This window comes from Paenibacillus sp. DRB1-1, assembly GCF_052119485.1.
GTDB lineage: Bacteria > Bacillota > Bacilli > Paenibacillales > Paenibacillaceae > Paenibacillus > Paenibacillus polymyxa_B.
On record NZ_JBODQH010000001.1, the window covers coordinates 2960933 to 2980097 of the forward strand.

A 19165-nucleotide genomic window follows, 5' to 3' on the forward strand; every position below is an offset into this window, starting at 1 on the left:
ATTTGATCTCATTTTTCTTCCTGAAGGAGGGCTATTATGTTTACAATATATCCGGCGGCTTCCCGATTCAGCTTCGATAAGGGCTGGCTGCGGGGGAGTCACAGCTTTTCATTCGCGGAGTATCAGGATGAGAACAATACAGCGTTTGGTCCTATGCGTGTCTGTAATGACGATGTCATCACACCGGGACGGGGCTTTGGGGCGCATCCGCACAGTGATATGGAGATTGTTTCGATTGTGCTGTATGGGGAACTGCGTCATGAAGACAACCGTGGACATGTAGCGGTGACCCATTTTGGAGGCATTCAGCGAATGTCAGCGGGCCACGGTATCATTCATACGGAGCACAACGCTTCACAAACGGAGGATGTCAGTCTACTACAATTGTGGTTTAGCCCGCATACGAGAGGCCTGAAACCGTCATATGAGGCTACAGCGTTTAATCCTGAGCGTCTTCACGGTCAGCTTCTGCCTGTGGTTGCCGGAAAGCGTGTACCAGGCACAGAGGGTGAAATTGCTGCAATCAACCAGGATTTAACGATTTATTTAAGCAAGCTTCAGGCTGGAGAGCAAGTAGAATTCACACAGGCCGAGGGTCGGCGCGTGTTTCTATTCGTCATCGAAGGCTCGCTGCGTGTGAACGGTGAACATATTCTGCAAGGACGCGATTCCGCTCGTATTGAGCAGGAGCCGAAGCTCTCACTGAAAGCAGAAGATTCTGTTTTTTATATGTTGATTGATTTGCCCTAAAAGGAGGTGCGCACAATGGCGCAGCAGGAAACATGGCTGATCAAGCATGCCGTTACGGGACGTAGCTTTGCTGACAGCCGCAAGCAGGTTTTCGATTGCCATTTGGAATCGGCGGACGGCGTGTTTCGCTTTACGCTTCAAGGACTGCCGCATGAGACGGCGGAGGCGATTGTGCGTTATAGCGGGGAGTTGAACGTATTTCGTTTTGTAACGCCGGTAGACGATGGACCCGTGGTGAAGCATTGGTATTACGTCACCCCGGAAAGCGTGGAATATCATGATCAGACAGATGAGCTTACGTTCAAAGCTAGTTCTGAGATTGAATACCATCCCGAGGAGTATTGGGGAGATTAATCATTCTTTTATAATAAATTTTTAGATTTATAATGGATTTCCGAAGACCCTGCATCATTGCAGGGTCTTTTTGTTATCTGTTCAACATGTTGAGTTCATTGGATACATAATCCTTTGCAGGCTGGTACATCCTATATGTCATATTATCTGTTCCGCTCATTCGTAAAGGGGGAATAACGATGAAGAAAGGGCGCTTTCCCAAGTTGCCGAAGCTACCGTGGAGCCGGAGAGCGATTCCAGCCGCAGACCGCAAGACACGAAATTCCAATGTGCCTAAAGGACTGCCTGAGTCTTCGTGGCTGGAACAGCCGCTACGTAGCAGTGTGGAAGACAATTTGATTGCTTTGCGTGATATTTTCAAGGATTGCTCTGATATCGTCTATCGAGAGCTCATGATTTCCCCTGAACGCAAAGGGTTATTGGCTTATTTTGAAGGTACGGTAAAATCGGAGGATTTGCAGGACCATATCCTGCGGCCTGTCATTCTGGGCATGATGCTCAAGGACCCTGAAGTGAACGGCAAATTGGAGCCGCTGGATGAAACTCGTATCTCCATGTCCCAGACCAAAACGATGGACGAATGGAAGATGGTATCGGCAGCGATACTGGACGGCAATGCCGCCTTGTTCGTAGATGGCACACCTCGTGCGTATATTTTCAGCGCCAAGGGGGGCGTCCGCCGTGGAGTGGAGGAGCCGCAGACCGAATCGGTTATTCGTGGACCGCGTGAAGGATTCACAGAGACACTTCGCGTCAATACGGCACTGTTACGTTTCAAGCTGAAGACCTCCAAGCTCAAGATGTACAGCATGACCATCGGAACAGAAACTCAAACGAGCGTCGTCCTTACTTATATTGAAGGGATCATAGATCCGAAGCTGGTGGAGGATGTAAAAAAAAGGCTTAGTGATATTAAAATTGATGGTGTTCTGGAGACTGGATATATTGAGGAACTGATTGAGGATCATCCGTTTTCGCCGTTTCCGCAAATGGAATACACCGAACGCCCTGATACCGTCACTGCGCAATTATTGGAAGGACGTTTTGCTATTTTTGTAGACGGAACGCCCTTTGCCCTGATTGGGCCCGTGACGATGTGGCAGATGATGCAAGCGAGCGAAGACTATTACGAGCGCTTTTTTATCAGTAATATGGTGCGCTGGATTCGTTTTCTTTTTCTCATATTGGCTCTCTTTCTGCCTGCATTATATGTAGCGGTGACGACCTATCATCATGATATGCTGCCGACGACGCTTATTTTGAGTATTGCAGCAGCACGTGAGTCTATCCCTTTCCCCGCTTTGGTGGAAGCACTAATGATGGAAATTTCCTTTGAGGCGTTACGAGAAGCGGGGATTCGTCTCCCCAAAACGGTCGGTCAGGCTGTCAGTATCCTTGGAGCGCTCGTCATCGGTCAGGCCTCTGTACAAGCAGGGATTGTATCGGCCCCGATGGTCATTATTGTGTCGCTCACAGGTATTGCGTCGTTTACCATCCCGCGTTTTAACTTTGCCATCACGGTTCGTCTGCTACGATTTCCAATTATGCTGATGGCGGGATTATTCGGATTGTTTGGAATCATTATTGCGACAACGCTGATTGCTACGCATCTAACCAAGCTAACATCGTTTGGTGTTCCTTATATGAGCGGATATAGCCCATACAAACATATGGATCAAAAGGATATCGTCGTTCGTGCGCCTTGGTGGAAAATGACTAAACGTCCTTCCTGGATTGGTAAAGACAACAACAAACGAGCGAAGGAAAAGATGAATGGATCGCCTACAACCGAGGAGGGATGGTGATGAAGCCCAAATCCGATGCACAACAAATACGTAAAGCGGCTGTGCTCTGTTGTCTGCTGCTTTGTTCTGTTCTTTTGGGAGGATGCTGGGATCGCCGTGAAGTGAACGATGTGGCCTTTGTAATGGGTACGGGTCTGGATAAAGAAGGCGATCAATACCGGGTAACGATGCAAATCGCTTTGCCCGGACAACTTGGATCTTCGGGCAGCACAGGAGGAGGGGGAGGTACAAGCGGTACGAAGTCCTACTACCTGGAGTCCAAAACAGGTTCAAGCTTTCGCGGAGCAAGCACTGAGGAACAGCGCGGAGTTTCGCGAACACTGAACTACTCCCACCGGCGGGTGCTGCTGTTCGGCGAGGCGCTGGCACGAGAAGGGATTAGTAAAATGATGGATGTACTGGCACGTGTTCCGCAGAACCGACTGTCTTCCCTGGTTGTTATTACGAAGGGATCAGCGATGGACGTGCTTCAGGCAGATGCCCCGATTGAGCAATATCCGGCAGAAATGGTGCGTGAGCTCAACTATTCCTATATGAAAAAACCTCGTTCTATTAAGCTGCTGATAAATTCCGTCCTGCTGGATGGCATTGACCCGGTGGTGCCGGTGATGTCTCTGGTGAAGAATGGCCCCTCTAATCTTAAAGACAAGAAGACAAATATTCAGGTCGATGGGCTAGCTGTATTTCGGAAAGACAGGTTAACAGGGATTATAGATAACCACCTCAGTCGATTCCTGCTTTTGGGTATGGAGCAAGCCAAGGAGACAGAAATATTTATCCACCCTCCCAAAGGTAGAGGCTACATATCTGTACACCTCATCGAAAATAAAGTCCATATCAAGCCCAATATTCGCGGGGATGAGATTCGAATGACCGTTCATATGAACTGTAACGGGAATGTGAAGGAAAATGAGACGGATTTCGATATTTCCAACGAGGAAAATTTGAAGTGGCTGGAACAGCAGACAGCCGGGGAAATTAAGAGGGAGCTGGGAGAGGGTGTCAAGGTGATCCAGCAAAAATATCACTCAGACATACTTGGTTTGGGCCGGGCTATTATTACGAGTCATCCGGATGAATGGGAACGGATTAAACCTCAATGGGATCAACTGTATCCCAAGGTGGAGGTTACTATAGATCCGGTCGTGCATATTGAAAATATCGGTGCGGTCACCAAACCATTCGGGGTCAAAAAGGAGCAAATCCAGAATGAATAAAGTATTTCTATTACCTTTATTGCTGGCTATGCTCTTCATGTATCTGATCGACCGTAAAAGTATGAACAATGCACACGCCGTCAATCGCTGGATCGCACGCGTATTGTATGTCATTAGCATTGGTATCTGGATTTACGGGACATCGACGAAGAGCTCCGTTTATGTGGCTACATGGCTGGCCCGTTTTATTGACATGTGGCTCCCCCCTACGTTGTAAATCGTGTAATGGATGCCTGCGGGCAAAAGGAGGATGTACCTGCATGAGACAGTTCACAACCAGACAAATCGTGCTGCTTGGTGTATTGATGGAGGTCGGTATTACCCTTGTACATGCTCCGGCGCAGGCAGCAGATTACGCGAATCAACATGCCTACTGGACCTGTATAATTGCGGCTATCGTGCTATGCTTGCCGATCTGGGCCATGTTGAAACTCAAGCGGCGTTTTCCTGATCAGGACCTGATGCAGGCGATGGTGAGCTCTCACCCTGTGCTAGGACGTATGCTGCTTGCAGTTTACCTTATTTTATTTCTGATCATTTTTGCACGGGATTTGAGAATTATCACGGATTTGGTGGAGGTTGTACTTTTGCCGCTGACTCCGATTGTTGTCGTATCTCTTATTTTGCTTTTGACTCTGGCGTTTATGGCCAAAGGCGGAATAAGCACCATCGTGAATATGACCGAGATTTTTGTACCTTTGTTGATTCTGACGCTGCTGACCATGCCGCTTTTTTTCGGGCGTAATATGGATTTTTCGGTACTGAGACCCTATTTACATCCGGAAGTAGATGGAGTGATCAAGGGTAGCTGGCGCATGCTAGGTTATATGGCAGATGTCATGATAGTTCCCTTTGTGATTTCTGGGAAGAGCTATAATGGGCGTAGTGCATGGTATGGGCATTTGCTCGGAACCGCATTTCTGACCATGCTGATGTTGCTGTCGGAGTTGGTCATTGGTGTTCCTATCTTGTCCCGGCTATTTTATCCATCCTATGAACTAGTGCGTCAGTTGCAGCTAACGGACTTTTTGGATCGGTTCGACTTGTTCGTGGCAGCACTGACTGTACCGACCTTTCTTACGAAGATTGGGGTTGATCTGTACGTTACCAGTTTGGCGGTAAAGCGTATGTTTGCCCATGCATGGGGAAGTCTGATGGTTTGGCCCGTAGGTTTGTTAGGTTACGTCTGCTCGTTTATGCTGTTCTCCAATATCGTGCAAATTTATGATTTCAGCCGGGAGTGGACCGTGGTGATGATCATTTTTTTTGTTATCATGCCCTTGTTGCTATGGATGTTGCTCCGATCCAAATCTAAAGGAAGAGGCGGAGATGATAAGGCATTTAACGGAGAGCGGGATAGCAGTAGTCAGAAAGAAAGCCAGCATGGAGGCAGAACAGGACACGACCACTTATAAGATTACTGTATTTATCGGAAAAGTAATTCTTATTTGTCTTTTACCCCTCTGATTGTATACTTGGTAGAAAGAAATATGACTTCTACAAGGGAGGCAACAGAATGGCACAACGCATGGCAGGTAAGAGAGTCGCTCTTGCTGGTCCCCGTAAGGCAGAGGAAATGGCGCTGCTAGTTGTGAAGATGGGGGGTGAGCCAGTACAGCGCCCGGCCCAGGGCACCGTTTTTTTGAATGATATCGAGCTGCGCAACGCTGTTGTAGCGTGGGTGAAGCACCCCCCGGACTGGTACATCTTCACGACAGGTATGGGGCTGGATGCCTTGTTCGATATGGCAGAGGATATGGGCGTGGCCGAGCAGATTATGGAGTTGCTGCAATCCTCCAACATTGCAGCGCGGGGCTACAAGACGGTCAATGGACTCAAAAAGCGTGGCTTTACGCCAGCAGTACGAGACGAGGACGGAAGTTTGATCGGATTGACAGGAGCTTTCGCCCCATACGATCTGAAGGGGAAGGAAGTATTGTTGCAACTGCATGGCGATCCAGCTCCACGGTTGGTAAAGTGGCTGGACGAGCAGGGGGCAGTGACCCGCCAGGTACTTCCTTATAAGCATATCCCACCTGAGGAAGCAAAGTTGCAGGCGTTACTGGAGGATGTTATCCATCGTAATGTTGATGCTGTTACGTTCACAAGTGGTCCGCAAATCCGATTTTTGGCCCAATATGCGAGAGAGCAAAATCGAATCGAGGATTTACTGGAAGCTTTTCGTGAGGATGTGATTGCTGTATCCGTAGGGAAGGTGACTGCACAGTCCATTGTGGAAGAAGGGATTGATCGAGTCGTGTTTCCGAACGAAGAGCGCATGGGCGCGATGATGGTGGAGCTGGGCAAATATTTTGAACATAACGATTCGGTGCATGGATGTGGTCTGAAGATCGTGAATGGTCATTGAAATGAGATCAAAATTATAAATGCATTATGCTAAAAAATGAACTTATATTTTGGGATACAGAGTAAAATAAAGATAAGGGCCTACAAGGTCTTTATCTTTTTTTGTTGGACATGCATCGACAAAGATTTTTGTTATAGTGAAAATGTTTATCTAATATAATGAATAAGTTTCGATGCATGATACTTAGGACAGGAGCTGAGACGTTAATGAATTCTATTTGCGTATTTGCCGGGTCCAGACCTGGACATTCATCGGTATATGTTGAAGCGGCAGGCAAGCTGGGAGAAGCCATGGCTCGCCATCATATCCGTCTGATCTATGGTGGCTCCAGTAGGGGGTTGATGGGAGAGGTGGCGGACGGCATGCTGGCGGGTGACGGTCAGGTCACTGGCATTATGCCCACCTTGTTATTTGATGCAGAGATCATTCATCGGGGAGTTACCGAATTTATTGAGGTAGGAAGCATGCATGAGCGTAAAGCGGCAATGAGCGAGATGGCCGATGCGTTTATTGCCCTTCCGGGTGGCTTGGGAACCTTTGAGGAGCTATTCGAGGTATTGTGCTGGGCGCAAATCGGGATTCATCGCAAGCCCATTGGGCTGTTGAATGTGAATGGATATTTTGACCCGTTAGTAGAAATGGTACGTCATAGCGTGCAAGAAGGGTTTACCGGGGCTGAGCACCCAGCGTTATTAAGTATCTCTGCGGACCCGGACGAATTGCTACATATGCTAAAAAATAAAGCAGAGAACTTGAAATAAAGCGTTTTTCGTGCTTGCACAACTGATTGAGGCAAGGTTATGATAAGACCCATAATCAAATAGCGGACAGACAAGGTGCCTTTGCGGTTGAGCAAAGGGTAACAGGGAATCGGGTGCAAATCCCGAGCGGTCCCGCCACTGTAAGGAAGAGGATTTTTTAAAATGGTCACTCGTGAAAAACGGGGAAGACGAAAGAATCCGTTGATGCCAAGCCAGGAGACCTACCTTGATCTGTATGCACCGTTAACCTTCGCGGAGAGGATGGGTGTACGAAATCAGGAAATCAGGCACACGTTGCTTTTTCCATGTTGGCTAGAGGTTTGCGTGGATATGAACGTGCAGCAGCGTTTGAAACGTAAACAGTCAGATGGAGGACAACGGCAGGCTGGAGGAAGACAAATAGTGTCTTCTTACGCTGTTTGTTCGTCTGATGAGAGATGCGTACATAGAAACCCCATCCGGGCAGGATGGGGTTTTTTTGAGTTACACGATGTGCATAAATCATTGAAATAGATAGCATAGCTGCCCTGAAAAGGATGAATAGGAGGAGCACGATGAGCCCATTAGGAAAATTGCTGGTGATTGGATTTGGACCAGGAGATATGGAACATATCACAAAACGGGCGCTGGATGCGCTGGCCGAAAGTGAGGTCATTATCGGCTACAATACCTACGTTGATTTGATCCGTCCGTTGTTGAACGGACAGGAGATTGTACGCACAGGGATGACAGAGGAAGTGAGCCGTGCGCAGGAGGCGGTTCGCCAAGCAGAGATGGGCAAGAAGGTAGCTGTCATTTCCAGTGGAGATGCGGGAGTCTATGGTATGGCAGGACTGGTGTATGAGGTACTGATGCAAAAAGGCTGGCGACGCGAGGACGGAGTTGAGGTAGAAGTCGTACCGGGGATTTCGGCTATTCAGTCCTGTGCTTCACTGTTGGGGGCGCCAGTTATGCATGATGCGTGCACGATCAGTCTGAGTGATCATCTGACCCCATGGGAAACGATTGTGAAGCGCGTAGAAGCAGCGGCTTCGGCCGATTTTGTAATTGCATTATATAACCCGCGCAGTGGTCGGCGTACCCGCCAGATTGTGGAGACGCAGTCCATTTTGCTGCGTTACCGCGATCCGCAAACTCCAGTCGGGTTGGTGAAAAGTGCTTATCGTGAACGTCAGCAAGTTATTGTAACGACGCTGGAGGATATGCTGAATCATGACATCGGGATGCTGACGACTGTAATCATCGGCAATTCCTCGACGACGGTGTATGACGGTTTGATCGTGACTCCGCGCGGATATCAGCGCAAATACACATTAGATGCGACCGAGCAGGCACTCAAGCCGCACCAGCGTCTCCGCACGGAAGCGGAGCCGTGGTCGCTGGGCGCACAAGAGGATACACCGCAGGCAGGCGCAGCCCCGACTACGCCCGGCGGGCCTTCCGCGAGCGGCGCTGCGGTTGCGACGCAGGCACGCCCGCAAGCGATGGCTGCCGTGCAGGCAACGAATGCTGTGCAAACCGGCGCAGCCCCAGCATCGCTGGCGGCAGAGGCACTAAGCCGCCTCGCTGTTGGCGGCAAGCTGCCTGGCGCAGCCAACGCTCGCTGGAGCGGGCAAGCGCCTACCTTCGAGAGCACCGCCGGAACGTCAGCGGTGGCCGGAGCGGGGGCTACGGCTGGAATGGCGACAGGCGGCTTTGGCAAGCCTGCGCTATTTGAGGTGGGCGTTTCCCCGGGTGTGGGAAACAAGAAGTTCACCGCTCGCCAGATGGCGCTGCTCGCCGAGGTAGCGGGTGATGACGGCGAGCTGGAATACACGCCAGATCATCAGATCGTGCTGCGCGTGTCGTGTGCAGACCCCGAGGAACTGGTCGGACGGCTGCGGGATGAACGATTCATTGTCATGCCGATTGGCGATGTGTTTAAGGTGAAGGCGTGCGACTTCTGCAATATGGAAAAGGATGATGCTGTGCCTGTGGCTGAGCATCTACAGGTTGTACTTGGCGGATTACAGGCACCCAAGGAAACGAGCATTGCTTTGAACGGATGCGGTATGGCCTGCTATGGAGCGGTGCTGGAGGATATCGGAATCGTCTATCGCAAGGGAGGATACGACCTCTTCCTCGGTGGCAAAAAATTCGGTCGCAATGCTCATGCCGCTCAGCCCGTAGCGGAAGGGATTCCGGGCGATCAGATTACTGACATCGTGGAGAACGTCATTGCTGAATATAAAGAAAAAGGGCATCCGAATGAGCGTTTTCATAAATTTTTTAAACGTGTAGGTGTCGTTGCGGGTTTCCGGCATGAAGATGCACCAGCAACGGTAGAAGTGAATGCGGTTTGTGGTGATTAATGGACTGAAGGCCTGATGAACTGAATACAAGCATATATATAAAATAGGGCGTCATGCAGGTTATCCCTATTAAAGAGGAGGAAAAAACAGCAGTGGATGCAATATTGTTGGTTGGACATGGAAGTCGGGACCCGGAGGGGAACCAGGAACTGCTGGAATTTGCACAGGCAGTGGCAGACCGGGTACCGGATATGTGCGTGGAAACCTGTTTCTTGGAGTTGGCACGTCCCAGCATTGCTGATGGGATGCAAACATGTGTGGAGAAAGGGGCGACGCGTGTCGTTCTTATACCGATTATCTTGTTCGCAGCGGTACATGCCAAAATTGATATTCCGATGGCTATTGACCGAGCAAAGGCGAAATATCCGCAGGTGGAATTTGTATACGGACGTCCGATTGGTGTTCATGAGAAAATCGTCAGCATTCTACAAAGCCGCTTGAAAGAGGCACGTCCGGTTGCAATTCCAGCGGGAATGAATAGCGCTGTAGAGGCATTTGCCGAGGTATCCGACGAAGAAACGGCGGTACTTGTATTAGGGCGCGGAAGTAGCGATCCAGATGCGAACAGTGACTTTTTCAAAATCACCCGTATGCTGTGGGAGCAGCTTTCTTATACCTGGGTAGAGAGCAGCTTTATCGGTGTGACGCAGCCTTCTTTTCCCGATGGGTTGGAGCGTTGTGTACGATTGGGGGCTAAAAAGATTATCGTGCTTCCCTATTTTCTGTTCACGGGTGTGCTGATTAAGCGTATCGGAGAAATGACCCAGGAATTTGCCGAGGCTCACCCTACATTACAAGTGGAGATGGGCGGATATTTTGGTTTCCATCCCCAATTGATTGAACTGGTGCTGGAGCGAGCTAAGGAAGGCTTGTTTGGCAAGGTTACGGCCAATTGTGATAACTGTCAGTTCCGTCTGGAGGCGCAGGAGCACCATCATCATCACCATGACCACGATCATGAGCACGACCATGAACATCATCATCATGCACATGAGCACGATCATCATGATCACCATACACACAGCCACGATCACACTCATGAGCATGTCCATGCTCACAGCCATGATGACCATGATCACCATCACGAGCATTCACATACGCCATCTGTAGTGAACGGAAGCGGGCAGGTGGGCTCATGATATTCATGCTATGCGGAACGAGCGACGCTAGGGAATTGGCGCTGCAAATCCGTGACAATGGCTTCAACGTATTGACCTCGGTCGTAACCGAAAGCGCGGCAGCCAGCTTGTCCGAAGCGGGACTAGACGTACGTACAGGCCGAATGACAGCCGATGAAATGGCTGCAATGATTCGGGAGCAGGGAATACAGGCGATTATTGATGCCAGTCATCCTTTTGCAGAAGAAGCACATGCGAATGCGATGGCAGCCGCTCGCGAGTCCGGGGTTCCTTATATTCGCTACGAGCGGGCGGGACTGGTGTATGACAATCATCCGTTGCTCCACATCGTGTCTTCCTATGAAGAGGCCGCATTAGAAGCGAAGCAACTCAAGGGCTCTGTAATGCTTACGACGGGCAGTAAGACGCTCGGTACGTTCACCAAGCATTTACTCGGAGACCCGGAGATTCGTCTGGTTGCACGCATGCTGCCGCGCCTGGACAATATGGAGAAATGCGGCGAACTGGGCATGGAACAAAAGAATATTATTGCCATGCAGGGACCCTTTTCCCGCGAGATGAATGAGGCATTGTACAAGCACTATGGCACGACCGTGATGGTCACCAAGGAAAGCGGACGCACGGGAGCAGTGGATGAAAAGGTTCAATCTGCATTGGAGCTGGGGGTTCACGTACTTTTGATTTCCAGGCCGGAAGTGGAATTTGGCACAGTATTTGATCATTTCGACGGAGTGATTGATGCACTGCGTATAGACAAAGAGGAGTCTGTGCTGTAAGACATAAGCCTATGAAGCTGGTCGGTCCAGTCAATCCGATGAATTCAGAACGATTTCTGGCGTGTATTTAAAATATAGTCATCTTAAAATGTGTAGTTTTTGTGTAGAGGTGTTTGTAACTCCTTAACATGAATGTCATTTTCCCTATATAAGACGAACTTGAAAAATGAACATAAAACGGAGTAGTCGGAATGGTGCTGTACAAGCGTAGCGGTCGCTTTTGTCCCCGGATTTCTACGCTGATCATAGGTTTTATTCAAGGAATCCGGGGGCGGTGGCGATGGGAAGCACCATCCGACTGCGCAGTGGAACAATAGTTAACTTTAATGTTCTAAGCTAATTTAATTTTCTAATTTTCCATAAGGGAGTGGTCGATACGATGGATTTTAAAACAGATTTTAAACCGCTAACGGTACAGCCGCAGGAGATTGAGGGCAAAAGCTTCGAGATGATCACAGAAGAACTGGGAGAGCATCCTTTTACAGCAGAGCAATATCCTGTTGTACAGCGTGTCATTCATGCATCTGCTGATTTTGAGCTGGGCCGCAGCATGGTGTTTCATCCAAAAGCGATTGAAGCCGGGGTTGCAGCTATTCGTGCAGGACAGCAGGTAGTGGCGGATGTGCAAATGATTCAAGCGGGGCTGAGCAAGGATCGTATCCGTCAATTTGGTGGGGATGTGCATGTGTACATATCTGACCCTGACGTCATGGAAGAAGCGAAAAGGCTGAATACGACACGCGCCATTATTTCGATGCGCAAAGCGATTCAGGCGGGCGAAGGCGGTATCTATGCCATTGGTAATGCACCGACAGCGTTGCTGGAGTTAATTCGTCTGGTGAAAGAAGGAGCGGCTAAGCCCGGACTGGTAATTGGCATGCCCGTCGGTTTCGTCTCGGCGGCAGAATCCAAGGACGAGCTGCGCAAGCTGGATATTCCGTTCATTACGAATATTGGACGCAAGGGCGGCAGTACAATTGTCGTAGCAGCATTGAATGCGATTTCCTTAATGGCTGTCCGCTAGATGCGGTTGTCCGTTTGCTGTATCATGAAATGAATTGGAACATGATCAGCAGAAGAGGTTAAGGAGGAATTGGGATGGAAAAGGAAGCGGCGTCCGCCGACAGGCCCAAACGGATGAAAAGCGGTGAAGCTCCCGCACCGGACAAGCCAATGCGGTCAGGCTTTACGACTGGAGCTTGTGCGGCTGCAGTGGCCAAAGGAGCGGTACAACTGCTCATCACGGGCATTCCGCCGAAGGAAGCAGTGATATCGCTGCCCGCGGGCTTTGATCATGCGTTTGAGCTGATCGAGCCTGTGTTGGACGCGGACGAAGCTTCTTGCACGACGATCAAGGACGGTGGCGATGACCCAGATGCCACGCATCAGGCGAAAATTAGCGCGTTAGTTAGCTGGCGCGAGGAGCCGGGCATTGAGCTGGACGGTGGCATCGGCGTTGGGCGGGTAACGAAGCCCGGTCTGCCTGTGCCTATCGGGGAAGCAGCGATTAATCCGGTGCCGCGCCGTATGATTACGGAGGCTGTGACAGACGTGCTTGAAGAGCACGGATCGGCCAAAGGTGTCCGTGTCGTCATCAGCGTACCGGACGGCGAAGAAATCGCCAAGAAAACGTTGAACGGACGACTTGGCATTCTTGGCGGTATTTCCATACTAGGCACGCGTGGTGTGGTCGTTCCGTTTTCCACGTCAGCTTATAAAGCCAGTGTCGTGCAGGCCATATCGGTTGCGCAAGCGATGAACTGCCAGGAAATAGTCCTGACCACAGGCGGCAGCAGTGAAAAATATGCCATGCAAATGTACGATCAGCTGACGGAAGAGGCCTTTATTCAGATGGGGGATTTTGTCGGCTTTGCCATTAAGCATGGGAAACGGCTGGGAATGAAAAAGATTATTCTCGTCGGTATGCCCGGCAAGCTGTCGAAGGTAGCTCAAGGTGTCATGATGGTTCACTCCAAGAGCGCTCCGGTGGACTTTGGCTTTTTGGCTGAGGTCGCGCGTGAGGCTGGTGTGGACGAGTCGCTTGTAGCGGCAGTGGCAGAGGCGAATACAGCTACGCAGGTGGCGGATATGATGACCGAAGCGAATGCGCTGAGCTTTTTTGAAAAGCTGTGTACCTATGGATGTCAGCATTGTCTGGACCATGCAGGTGGTGGAATTGTCGTGGAAATGGTACTGGTAACGATGAAAGGGAACGTGCTGGGGAGGGCGAGAGTCGGTGAGTAGAGTGATTCGTGTCATTGGTATCGGTGAAAATGGAGCGGCAGGTCTGTCGCAGGAGACGCTGGAGCACATTGAGCATGCCGATCTGCTGGTTGGTGGAGAACGCCAGCTAGCCTTTTTCAAGGCATTCGCAGGGGAAAAACGAACATTAAAGAGCGGCTTATCTGCCGTGGTAGAAGAATTGGGACGGTTGCGTGAGGACAGGGATATTGTCGTGCTTGCGTCAGGCGATCCGCTTTTTTTTGGAATTGCAGGTTATTTGTCTGCCAAGCTGGGGGCTGAACATCTGGATATTTTGCCGCATCTCAGCTCGGTTCAGCTGGCGTTTGCGCGTCTCGGTGAAAGCTGGCAGGATGCGGTGCTGGAAAGCGTACACGGCCGTCCGATGACTGGATTGGCGCAGCGGATCGACGGACAGAACAAGGTCGCGCTGCTGACGGATGACCGAAATCATCCCGCCGCCGTCGCTGCCTATCTGCTGCATTATGGCATGACGGAATATGATGCCTTTGTCGGCGAGCATTTGGGCGGACCGGATGAGGCGTATCAGCATTATACGCTGGAAGAGATGGCGAAGAGAACGTTCCAACCATTGAATGTGGTTATTTTACGTCGCCGTAAGGGAGAAGACGTGCCTGCAATTCGTCGAGGATTTGGCTTCGAGGATGCAGAATTTCACCAGCGCAAGCCGGAAAAAGGGCTGATCACGAAGCGTGAAGTACGCGTATTCAGCTTGTCCGAGCTGCGTCTGACCGAACGAAGCATCGTATGGGATATCGGCGCAGGCTCCGGCTCTGTAGCGGTGGAATGTGCGCGGCTAGCCAAGTATGGGCAAGTATTTGCCATTGAGAAGAACGAAGGCGATCTGGCTAATGTGGAAGCGAACAAAACCAAATTCCGTACCGATTTCCCGGTTATTCATGCCAAAGCGCCTGCCGGACTGGAAGATCTGCCAGACCCGGATGCGGTGTTTATCGGTGGGAGCGGGGGAGAATTGGCGGAGCTGATTCGTCTGTGTGCTTCCCGTCTGCGTAAGGATGGACGAATTGTAGTGAATGCTGCAACGATTGAGACGCTGCATGATGGGATGAAGGCGATGCAAGCAGCAGGACTCGAAACTTCGGTGACGTTATTGCAAACAGCGCGCAGCAAGCCGATTTTGAATATGACGCGTTTTGACGGACTTAATCCGATATATGTTATTACAGGACAGCCGGTGGTGGACGTGGCTGACGAAGTAGCAGGGGAGTAAGCTGGTAATTCAAGAGGGGGAGAGAGACAGCATGAATACGGCAGCAACAGGAACACTTTACGGCGTAGGTGTGGGGCCGGGTGATCCCGAGCTGATTACGGTCAAGGCGTATCGCATGATTCAGGAATGTGCAGTTGTGGCTTATCCGAAGAAACGTCGGGGAGGTAAGTCGTATGCTCACGAAATCGTGGAGTTGTACGTCAACCCGGAGGAAAAGGAGATGCTGGGACTCATTTTTCCAATGACCAAGGACCCGGTTGTACTGGAGCGTGAGTGGAACAAAACGGTGGTTGCTTGCTGGGAGGCACTGAGTCAAGGCAAGGATGTAGCCTTTGTCACAGAGGGAGACCCTAATCTGTACAGTACCTTTATTCATTTGGCACGGCTCATGAAGGATCTCCATCCAGAGGTGCCGATTGTATCTATTCCGGGCATTTCGTCTGTGTTGGGAGCGGCGGCAGCGCTGGAATTGCCTTTGGCAGACGGAGATCAGCAGGTCGGTATAATTCCGGCTACGGATGATTGGGAAGCGATGAAGCGGGCGATTGAGAATCACGATACGGTCGTGTTTATCAAGGTTGCCAAGGTGCTGGATTTGATTTTGGATGTGCTGGATGAACTTAATCTTGGGGACCGTGCATCAGTCATTACCAAGGTCACTTCTCCTTATGAAATGGTATGGCGCAACGCACGTGAGCTGCGCGGACAGGAACTTGAATATTTGAGTTTAATGGTGGTGAGCAAATGACGTTGGAGCCCAAAGTATATATCGTAGGAGCAGGTCCCGGCGACCCGGAGCTGATTACTGTCAAAGGCTCCCGGATTCTGCGCACGGCCGATGTGGTATTGTACACGGATTCACTCGTGAACGACGAGTTGATTGCCACGGCCAAACCAGAGGCACAGGTACTGCAAAGCTCAGGCATGGATCTGGAGCGGCAGGTCGAGATTATGAGCGAGGCTGTGCAGGCTGGACGCAGTGTAGCTCGCGTACATACAGGCGATCCGGCAGTGTACGGAGCCATTTTGGAGCAAATGGTGTTGCTGAAGCAGCGCGGAGTAGCATATGAAATCGTGCCGGGCGTCAGCTCGGTCTTTGCTTCTGCGGCCGTGTTGGGTGCAGAGCTAACTGTGCCTGACCTGACGCAGACCGTCATACTGACGCGTGCCGAAGGCCGTACACCTGTACCGGATCGGGAAAAGCTGCGTGATTTAGCATCCCATCACTGCACAGTGGCCTTATTCCTCAGCGCAACGCTGGCAAAGAAGGTAGTCGTTGAGTTTCTGGCGGCAGGCTGGAGCGAGGACACACCTGTAGCGGTTGTACAGCGCGCGACCTGGCCGGATCAAAAGATCGTGCGCACGACGCTTGCCCAATTGCCAGCTGATCTGCGTGCAGCAGGCATTACGATGCATGCCATGATTCTGGCAGGCTGGGCGCTGGACCCGGGACTGGTGGACAAGGACGCGCATCGTTCCAAGCTGTACGACAAGTCGTTCACCCATGGCTACCGGAAGGGAGTGAAGCCCAGTGAGTAATCCATTTGCCGCTGTGGCGATCACGAAGCATGGAGTGGAAATGGTCCGCAATTTGGGAGTCAGCTTTCCGGGCACGGATGTGTATTACATGTCCAAGTTTGAGCGTGGCGACGAGCAGGAGCGTGGCATTCAGTTATTCGAAGGCTCGGTCAAGCTGATTTTGCCGGATTTATTTAAACAATATAACGGTATTATTTTGTTTATTTCTCTCGGTGCAGTAGTCCGTATGATTGCACCAATTTTGGTGGATAAAAAGGTAGACCCAGCGGTAGTTGTCATTGATGATCGCGGCGAGCATGTCATTAGCGTATTGTCTGGCCATTTGGGTGGTGCCAATGAATTGACCCGCCATGTAGCGGCTGTACTAGGCGCACGTGCTGTAATCACGACTGCATCAGACGTGCAGGGCACGATTCCGGTGGACATGTTTGGTCGGGAATTGGGTTGGGTGGTCGATAGCTTCGACAAGGCCACTCCTGTGAGCGCCGCTGTTGTGAACGAGGAGCCTGTTGCGCTCATACAAGAGACAGGCGAACGGAACTGGTGGCGTTATGACAAGCCTGTACCTGGACATATCAAGGTATATGCTTCGACAGCAGAAGCATTACAAGAACCATTTAACGCCGCGTTGGTCGTGAGTGACCGTTTATTGGTGCCGGAGGAAGAGGAGCAGCTTCTTTCTAATGGCGTGCTGTACCGTCCGAAAAGCTTGGTGCTTGGCATCGGCTGCAACCGTGGGACTGCATTAGAGGAGCTGGAGGCGGGTGTGCTGAACACCTTGCAAGAGCTGCGTTTGTCCGTGAAAAGCGTACGGAATATTGCCACCATTGATCTGAAAAAGGACGAAGAGGGTTTACTTGCTCTTTGCGCCAAATACGGTTGGGAACTGGTGACGTATACTCCGTCAGAGCTGAATACGGTGCAGCTTCCCAATCCATCGGAAACCGTCTTCAAATACACTGGCGCATATGGGGTCAGTGAACCATCAGCCCTGTTGTCTTCTGGTGCAGACCATTGGCTGCTGGAGAAGAAAAAAAGCGGCAATATGACGTTGTCTGTAGCGCGGGTTTCCTATGACTGACGTCATGAAGCAGGCTGTACAGTCTGATCCATCTGCCGCTACGCGCAGAAGCCGTATTGTTGTTGCTGGAACAGGCAGCGGCGCAGGCAAAACGACTGTTACCCTCGGGCTGATGAAGGCGTTCGCCGATAGCGGCCTGCGAGTGCAGGGTTTTAAGTGCGGACCGGATTATATTGATCCGACCTATCATACTGCCGCGACCGGTACTTCTTCCCGTAATCTGGATTCATGGATGACCTCACCAGATACGGTGCGTGAAATCTTTATCCGTGCTTCCGAAGACGCGGATATTTCCGTGATTGAAGGCGTCATGGGGCTGTATGACGGCAAGGACCCGCTCAGCAACACCGGCTCGACCGCTGAGATCGCCATGCTGACGGACAGCCCTGTATTGCTGGTGGTCGACGTGCGCAGTATGGCACGAAGCGCCGCCGCTATTGTGCTCGGCTTTCAGCGCTTGGAGCCCAAGCTGCGCATTGTGGGCGTAATTGTGAATCGCTGCGGTAGCCAAGGGCACTATGGCATCGTCAAAAAGGCGATTGAGCAGGAGTGTGGCATCCCCGTGCTCGGCTGGTTAAAGCGTGATGACGGGCTGGATATTCCCGAGCGTCATCTGGGATTAGTACCTGCTGTGGAACGCGGCGAGCTGGAGCCGCTTTTCCAACGGGCGGCAGAGCTGATCCGCGCGGGTACGGATCTGGATGCACTGCGGGCATTGGCGGATTCGGCTCCACCGTTGTCTCTGCCCGCACAACCGTTGTTTCCCCTGGATTGGCTTCCATCAGCAGTGCATGAAGCTGATACCGGGGAACGTCCCGTGATTGCCGTCGCCAGAGATGCGGCGTTCAATTTTTACTACCCGGAAAATATGGATTTGCTACGTCAGGCGGGAGCGGAGATTGTCTATTTCAGTCCTCTGGCGGGAGAACGCGTGCCTGAGCAGGCAAGCGGCCTATACCTGGGCGGCGGTTTCCCCGAAGAGTTTGCCGCAGATATCGCTGCAAATACAGGCTTTTTGGAAGATATCCGCAACGCGGTGAGCCGGGATATGCCAGTATTCGCCGAATGCGGCGGTTATATGGTACTGGCACGGACACTTACGGATCGTATGGGTAATTCCCATCACATGGCCGGGGTTATTCCGTCGGACGTCCGCATGCAAGAGAAACGGGCCGCACTGGGATACCGGGAAGCAACCGCTTTACAGGATTGCTTGCTGCTGGAGGCTGGAGAGACCATTCGGGGACATGAATTTCATTATTCTGTCATGCACTATGATGAATCATCCGCCCCCTACTCCTATGCCTATCAAACCAAGGGGATGCGTGGTCTCCAGAGGGAGGGCTATGCGAAAGGGAACCTTTTGGCAGCCTACACGCATGTTCATCTCGCTTCTCTTCCCAAAGCGGCAGCACGCTGGGTGGAACAATGCCGGGCTTACGGTCAATAGTTTTGCAAACGAGTCCAATACTTCATAGAAACGAAAAAAGCCGATTCCCCTAAAGGGTCCGGCTTTTCTAAAATTTCAATA

18 protein-coding genes and 1 riboswitch are annotated in these 19165 nt (G+C 51.1%); all 18 genes read left to right on the forward strand.

Translation table 11 applies throughout. From position 1 onward, the window contains the following. The first annotated feature begins 36 nt into the window (after positions 1-36). The 18 genes from ACQW03_RS13130 (at position 37) to ACQW03_RS13215 (ending at position 19084) form a co-directional block, all read left to right on the forward strand. Positions 37-750, forward strand: coding sequence for a pirin family protein (locus tag ACQW03_RS13130; protein ID WP_071643447.1), 714 nt, complete (start codon positions 37-39; stop codon positions 748-750). A 15-nt stretch (positions 751-765) separates the two neighbouring features. Beyond that, on the forward strand, positions 766-1104 hold the full coding sequence (locus tag ACQW03_RS13135) for a hypothetical protein (RefSeq protein WP_028540747.1): 339 nt from the start codon (positions 766-768) through the stop codon (positions 1102-1104). Positions 1105-1283: 179 nt separating this feature from the next. Continuing rightward, positions 1284-2909, forward strand: coding sequence for a spore germination protein (locus tag ACQW03_RS13140; protein WP_441950074.1), 1626 nt, complete (start codon positions 1284-1286; stop codon positions 2907-2909). Next, entirely contained in the window at positions 2909-4126 is a 1218-nt protein-coding gene (locus tag ACQW03_RS13145; protein ID WP_441950076.1) for a Ger(x)C family spore germination protein, read from the forward strand. Before ACQW03_RS13140 ends, ACQW03_RS13145 begins: the two co-directional genes overlap by 1 nt. Next, a complete protein-coding gene (locus ACQW03_RS13150) occupies positions 4119-4343 on the forward strand; it encodes a hypothetical protein (protein WP_071643441.1) in 225 nt (74 codons plus the stop codon). The genes ACQW03_RS13145 and ACQW03_RS13150 overlap by 8 nt, the downstream gene beginning before the upstream one ends. Before the next feature lie 43 nt (positions 4344-4386). After that, positions 4387-5541, forward strand: a complete 1155-nt coding sequence (locus ACQW03_RS13155; RefSeq protein ID WP_441950078.1) for a GerAB/ArcD/ProY family transporter — start codon at positions 4387-4389, stop codon at positions 5539-5541. A 101-nt stretch (positions 5542-5642) separates the two neighbouring features. Continuing rightward, a complete protein-coding gene (locus tag ACQW03_RS13160; RefSeq protein ID WP_441950080.1) occupies positions 5643-6494 on the forward strand; it encodes a uroporphyrinogen-III synthase in 852 nt (283 codons plus the stop codon). A 206-nt stretch (positions 6495-6700) separates the two neighbouring features. Then, positions 6701-7255, forward strand: coding sequence for a TIGR00730 family Rossman fold protein (locus tag ACQW03_RS13165; protein ID WP_250269843.1), 555 nt, complete (start codon positions 6701-6703; stop codon positions 7253-7255). A gap of 57 nt (positions 7256-7312) precedes the next feature. Further along, positions 7313-7498: riboswitch (cobalamin riboswitch) on the forward strand. Between the two features lie 311 nt (positions 7499-7809). Next, complete coding sequence (gene cobJ / locus ACQW03_RS13170; RefSeq protein ID WP_441950083.1) at positions 7810-9606, forward strand: precorrin-3B C(17)-methyltransferase; 1797 nt, start codon at positions 7810-7812, stop codon at positions 9604-9606. 92 nt (positions 9607-9698) lie between these two features. Further along, positions 9699-10745: a sirohydrochlorin chelatase gene (locus ACQW03_RS13175; protein WP_441950085.1), complete on the forward strand. Its 1047-nt coding sequence runs from the start codon at positions 9699-9701 to the stop codon at positions 10743-10745. Beyond that, positions 10742-11521 (forward strand): precorrin-6A reductase, encoded by a 780-nt coding sequence (cobK, locus tag ACQW03_RS13180; protein ID WP_441950087.1) that lies wholly within the window; start codon positions 10742-10744, stop codon positions 11519-11521. The genes ACQW03_RS13175 and cobK overlap by 4 nt, the downstream gene beginning before the upstream one ends. Positions 11522-11900: 379 nt before the next feature. Further along, positions 11901-12545 carry a precorrin-8X methylmutase gene (locus ACQW03_RS13185; RefSeq protein WP_013312413.1) on the forward strand — a complete coding sequence of 215 codons (645 nt, stop codon included), beginning with the start codon at positions 11901-11903 and terminating at the stop codon, positions 12543-12545. A gap of 74 nt (positions 12546-12619) precedes the next feature. Further along, positions 12620-13765 carry a cobalt-precorrin-5B (C(1))-methyltransferase gene (locus tag ACQW03_RS13190; RefSeq protein ID WP_441950090.1) on the forward strand — a complete coding sequence of 382 codons (1146 nt, stop codon included), beginning with the start codon at positions 12620-12622 and terminating at the stop codon, positions 13763-13765. Continuing rightward, positions 13758-15014 carry a precorrin-6y C5,15-methyltransferase (decarboxylating) subunit CbiE gene (cbiE, locus tag ACQW03_RS13195; RefSeq protein WP_441950092.1) on the forward strand — a complete coding sequence of 419 codons (1257 nt, stop codon included), beginning with the start codon at positions 13758-13760 and terminating at the stop codon, positions 15012-15014. The genes ACQW03_RS13190 and cbiE overlap by 8 nt, the downstream gene beginning before the upstream one ends. 31 nt (positions 15015-15045) lie before the next feature. Then, a complete protein-coding gene (gene cobI / locus ACQW03_RS13200; RefSeq protein WP_220030372.1) occupies positions 15046-15762 on the forward strand; it encodes a precorrin-2 C(20)-methyltransferase in 717 nt (238 codons plus the stop codon). Further along, positions 15759-16553 (forward strand): precorrin-4 C(11)-methyltransferase, encoded by a 795-nt coding sequence (gene cobM, locus ACQW03_RS13205; RefSeq protein WP_023990786.1) that lies wholly within the window; start codon positions 15759-15761, stop codon positions 16551-16553. Before cobI ends, cobM begins: the two co-directional genes overlap by 4 nt. Further along, positions 16546-17634 (forward strand): cobalt-precorrin 5A hydrolase, encoded by a 1089-nt coding sequence (locus ACQW03_RS13210; RefSeq protein ID WP_441950095.1) that lies wholly within the window; start codon positions 16546-16548, stop codon positions 17632-17634. The genes cobM and ACQW03_RS13210 overlap by 8 nt, the downstream gene beginning before the upstream one ends. Next, positions 17627-19084 carry a cobyrinate a,c-diamide synthase gene (locus tag ACQW03_RS13215; RefSeq protein WP_441950097.1) on the forward strand — a complete coding sequence of 486 codons (1458 nt, stop codon included), beginning with the start codon at positions 17627-17629 and terminating at the stop codon, positions 19082-19084. The genes ACQW03_RS13210 and ACQW03_RS13215 overlap by 8 nt, the downstream gene beginning before the upstream one ends. Positions 19085-19165: the final 81 nt, after the last annotated feature.

Excerpts from the sequence above, each read along its gene's own strand:
- ACQW03_RS13130 (WP_071643447.1), top strand. The coding sequence starts at position 37 with ATGTTTACAATATATCCGGCGGCTTCCCGATTCAGCTTCGATAAGGGC.
- ACQW03_RS13135 (WP_028540747.1), top strand. The coding sequence starts at position 766 with ATGGCGCAGCAGGAAACATGGCTGATCAAGCATGCCGTTACGGGACGT.
- ACQW03_RS13140 (WP_441950074.1), top strand. The coding sequence starts at position 1,284 with ATGAAGAAAGGGCGCTTTCCCAAGTTGCCGAAGCTACCGTGGAGCCGG.
- ACQW03_RS13145 (WP_441950076.1), top strand. The coding sequence starts at position 2,909 with ATGAAGCCCAAATCCGATGCACAACAAATACGTAAAGCGGCTGTGCTC.
- ACQW03_RS13150 (WP_071643441.1), top strand. The coding sequence starts at position 4,119 with ATGAATAAAGTATTTCTATTACCTTTATTGCTGGCTATGCTCTTCATG.
- ACQW03_RS13155 (WP_441950078.1), top strand. The coding sequence starts at position 4,387 with ATGAGACAGTTCACAACCAGACAAATCGTGCTGCTTGGTGTATTGATG.
- ACQW03_RS13160 (WP_441950080.1), top strand. The coding sequence starts at position 5,643 with ATGGCACAACGCATGGCAGGTAAGAGAGTCGCTCTTGCTGGTCCCCGT.
- ACQW03_RS13165 (WP_250269843.1), top strand. The coding sequence starts at position 6,701 with ATGAATTCTATTTGCGTATTTGCCGGGTCCAGACCTGGACATTCATCG.
- cobJ (WP_441950083.1), top strand. The coding sequence starts at position 7,810 with ATGAGCCCATTAGGAAAATTGCTGGTGATTGGATTTGGACCAGGAGAT.
- cobK (WP_441950087.1), top strand. The coding sequence starts at position 10,742 with ATGATATTCATGCTATGCGGAACGAGCGACGCTAGGGAATTGGCGCTG.
- ACQW03_RS13185 (WP_013312413.1), top strand. The coding sequence starts at position 11,901 with ATGGATTTTAAAACAGATTTTAAACCGCTAACGGTACAGCCGCAGGAG.
- ACQW03_RS13190 (WP_441950090.1), top strand. The coding sequence starts at position 12,620 with ATGGAAAAGGAAGCGGCGTCCGCCGACAGGCCCAAACGGATGAAAAGC.
- cobI (WP_220030372.1), top strand. The coding sequence starts at position 15,046 with ATGAATACGGCAGCAACAGGAACACTTTACGGCGTAGGTGTGGGGCCG.
- cobM (WP_023990786.1), top strand. The coding sequence starts at position 15,759 with ATGACGTTGGAGCCCAAAGTATATATCGTAGGAGCAGGTCCCGGCGAC.
- ACQW03_RS13215 (WP_441950097.1), top strand. The coding sequence starts at position 17,627 with ATGACTGACGTCATGAAGCAGGCTGTACAGTCTGATCCATCTGCCGCT.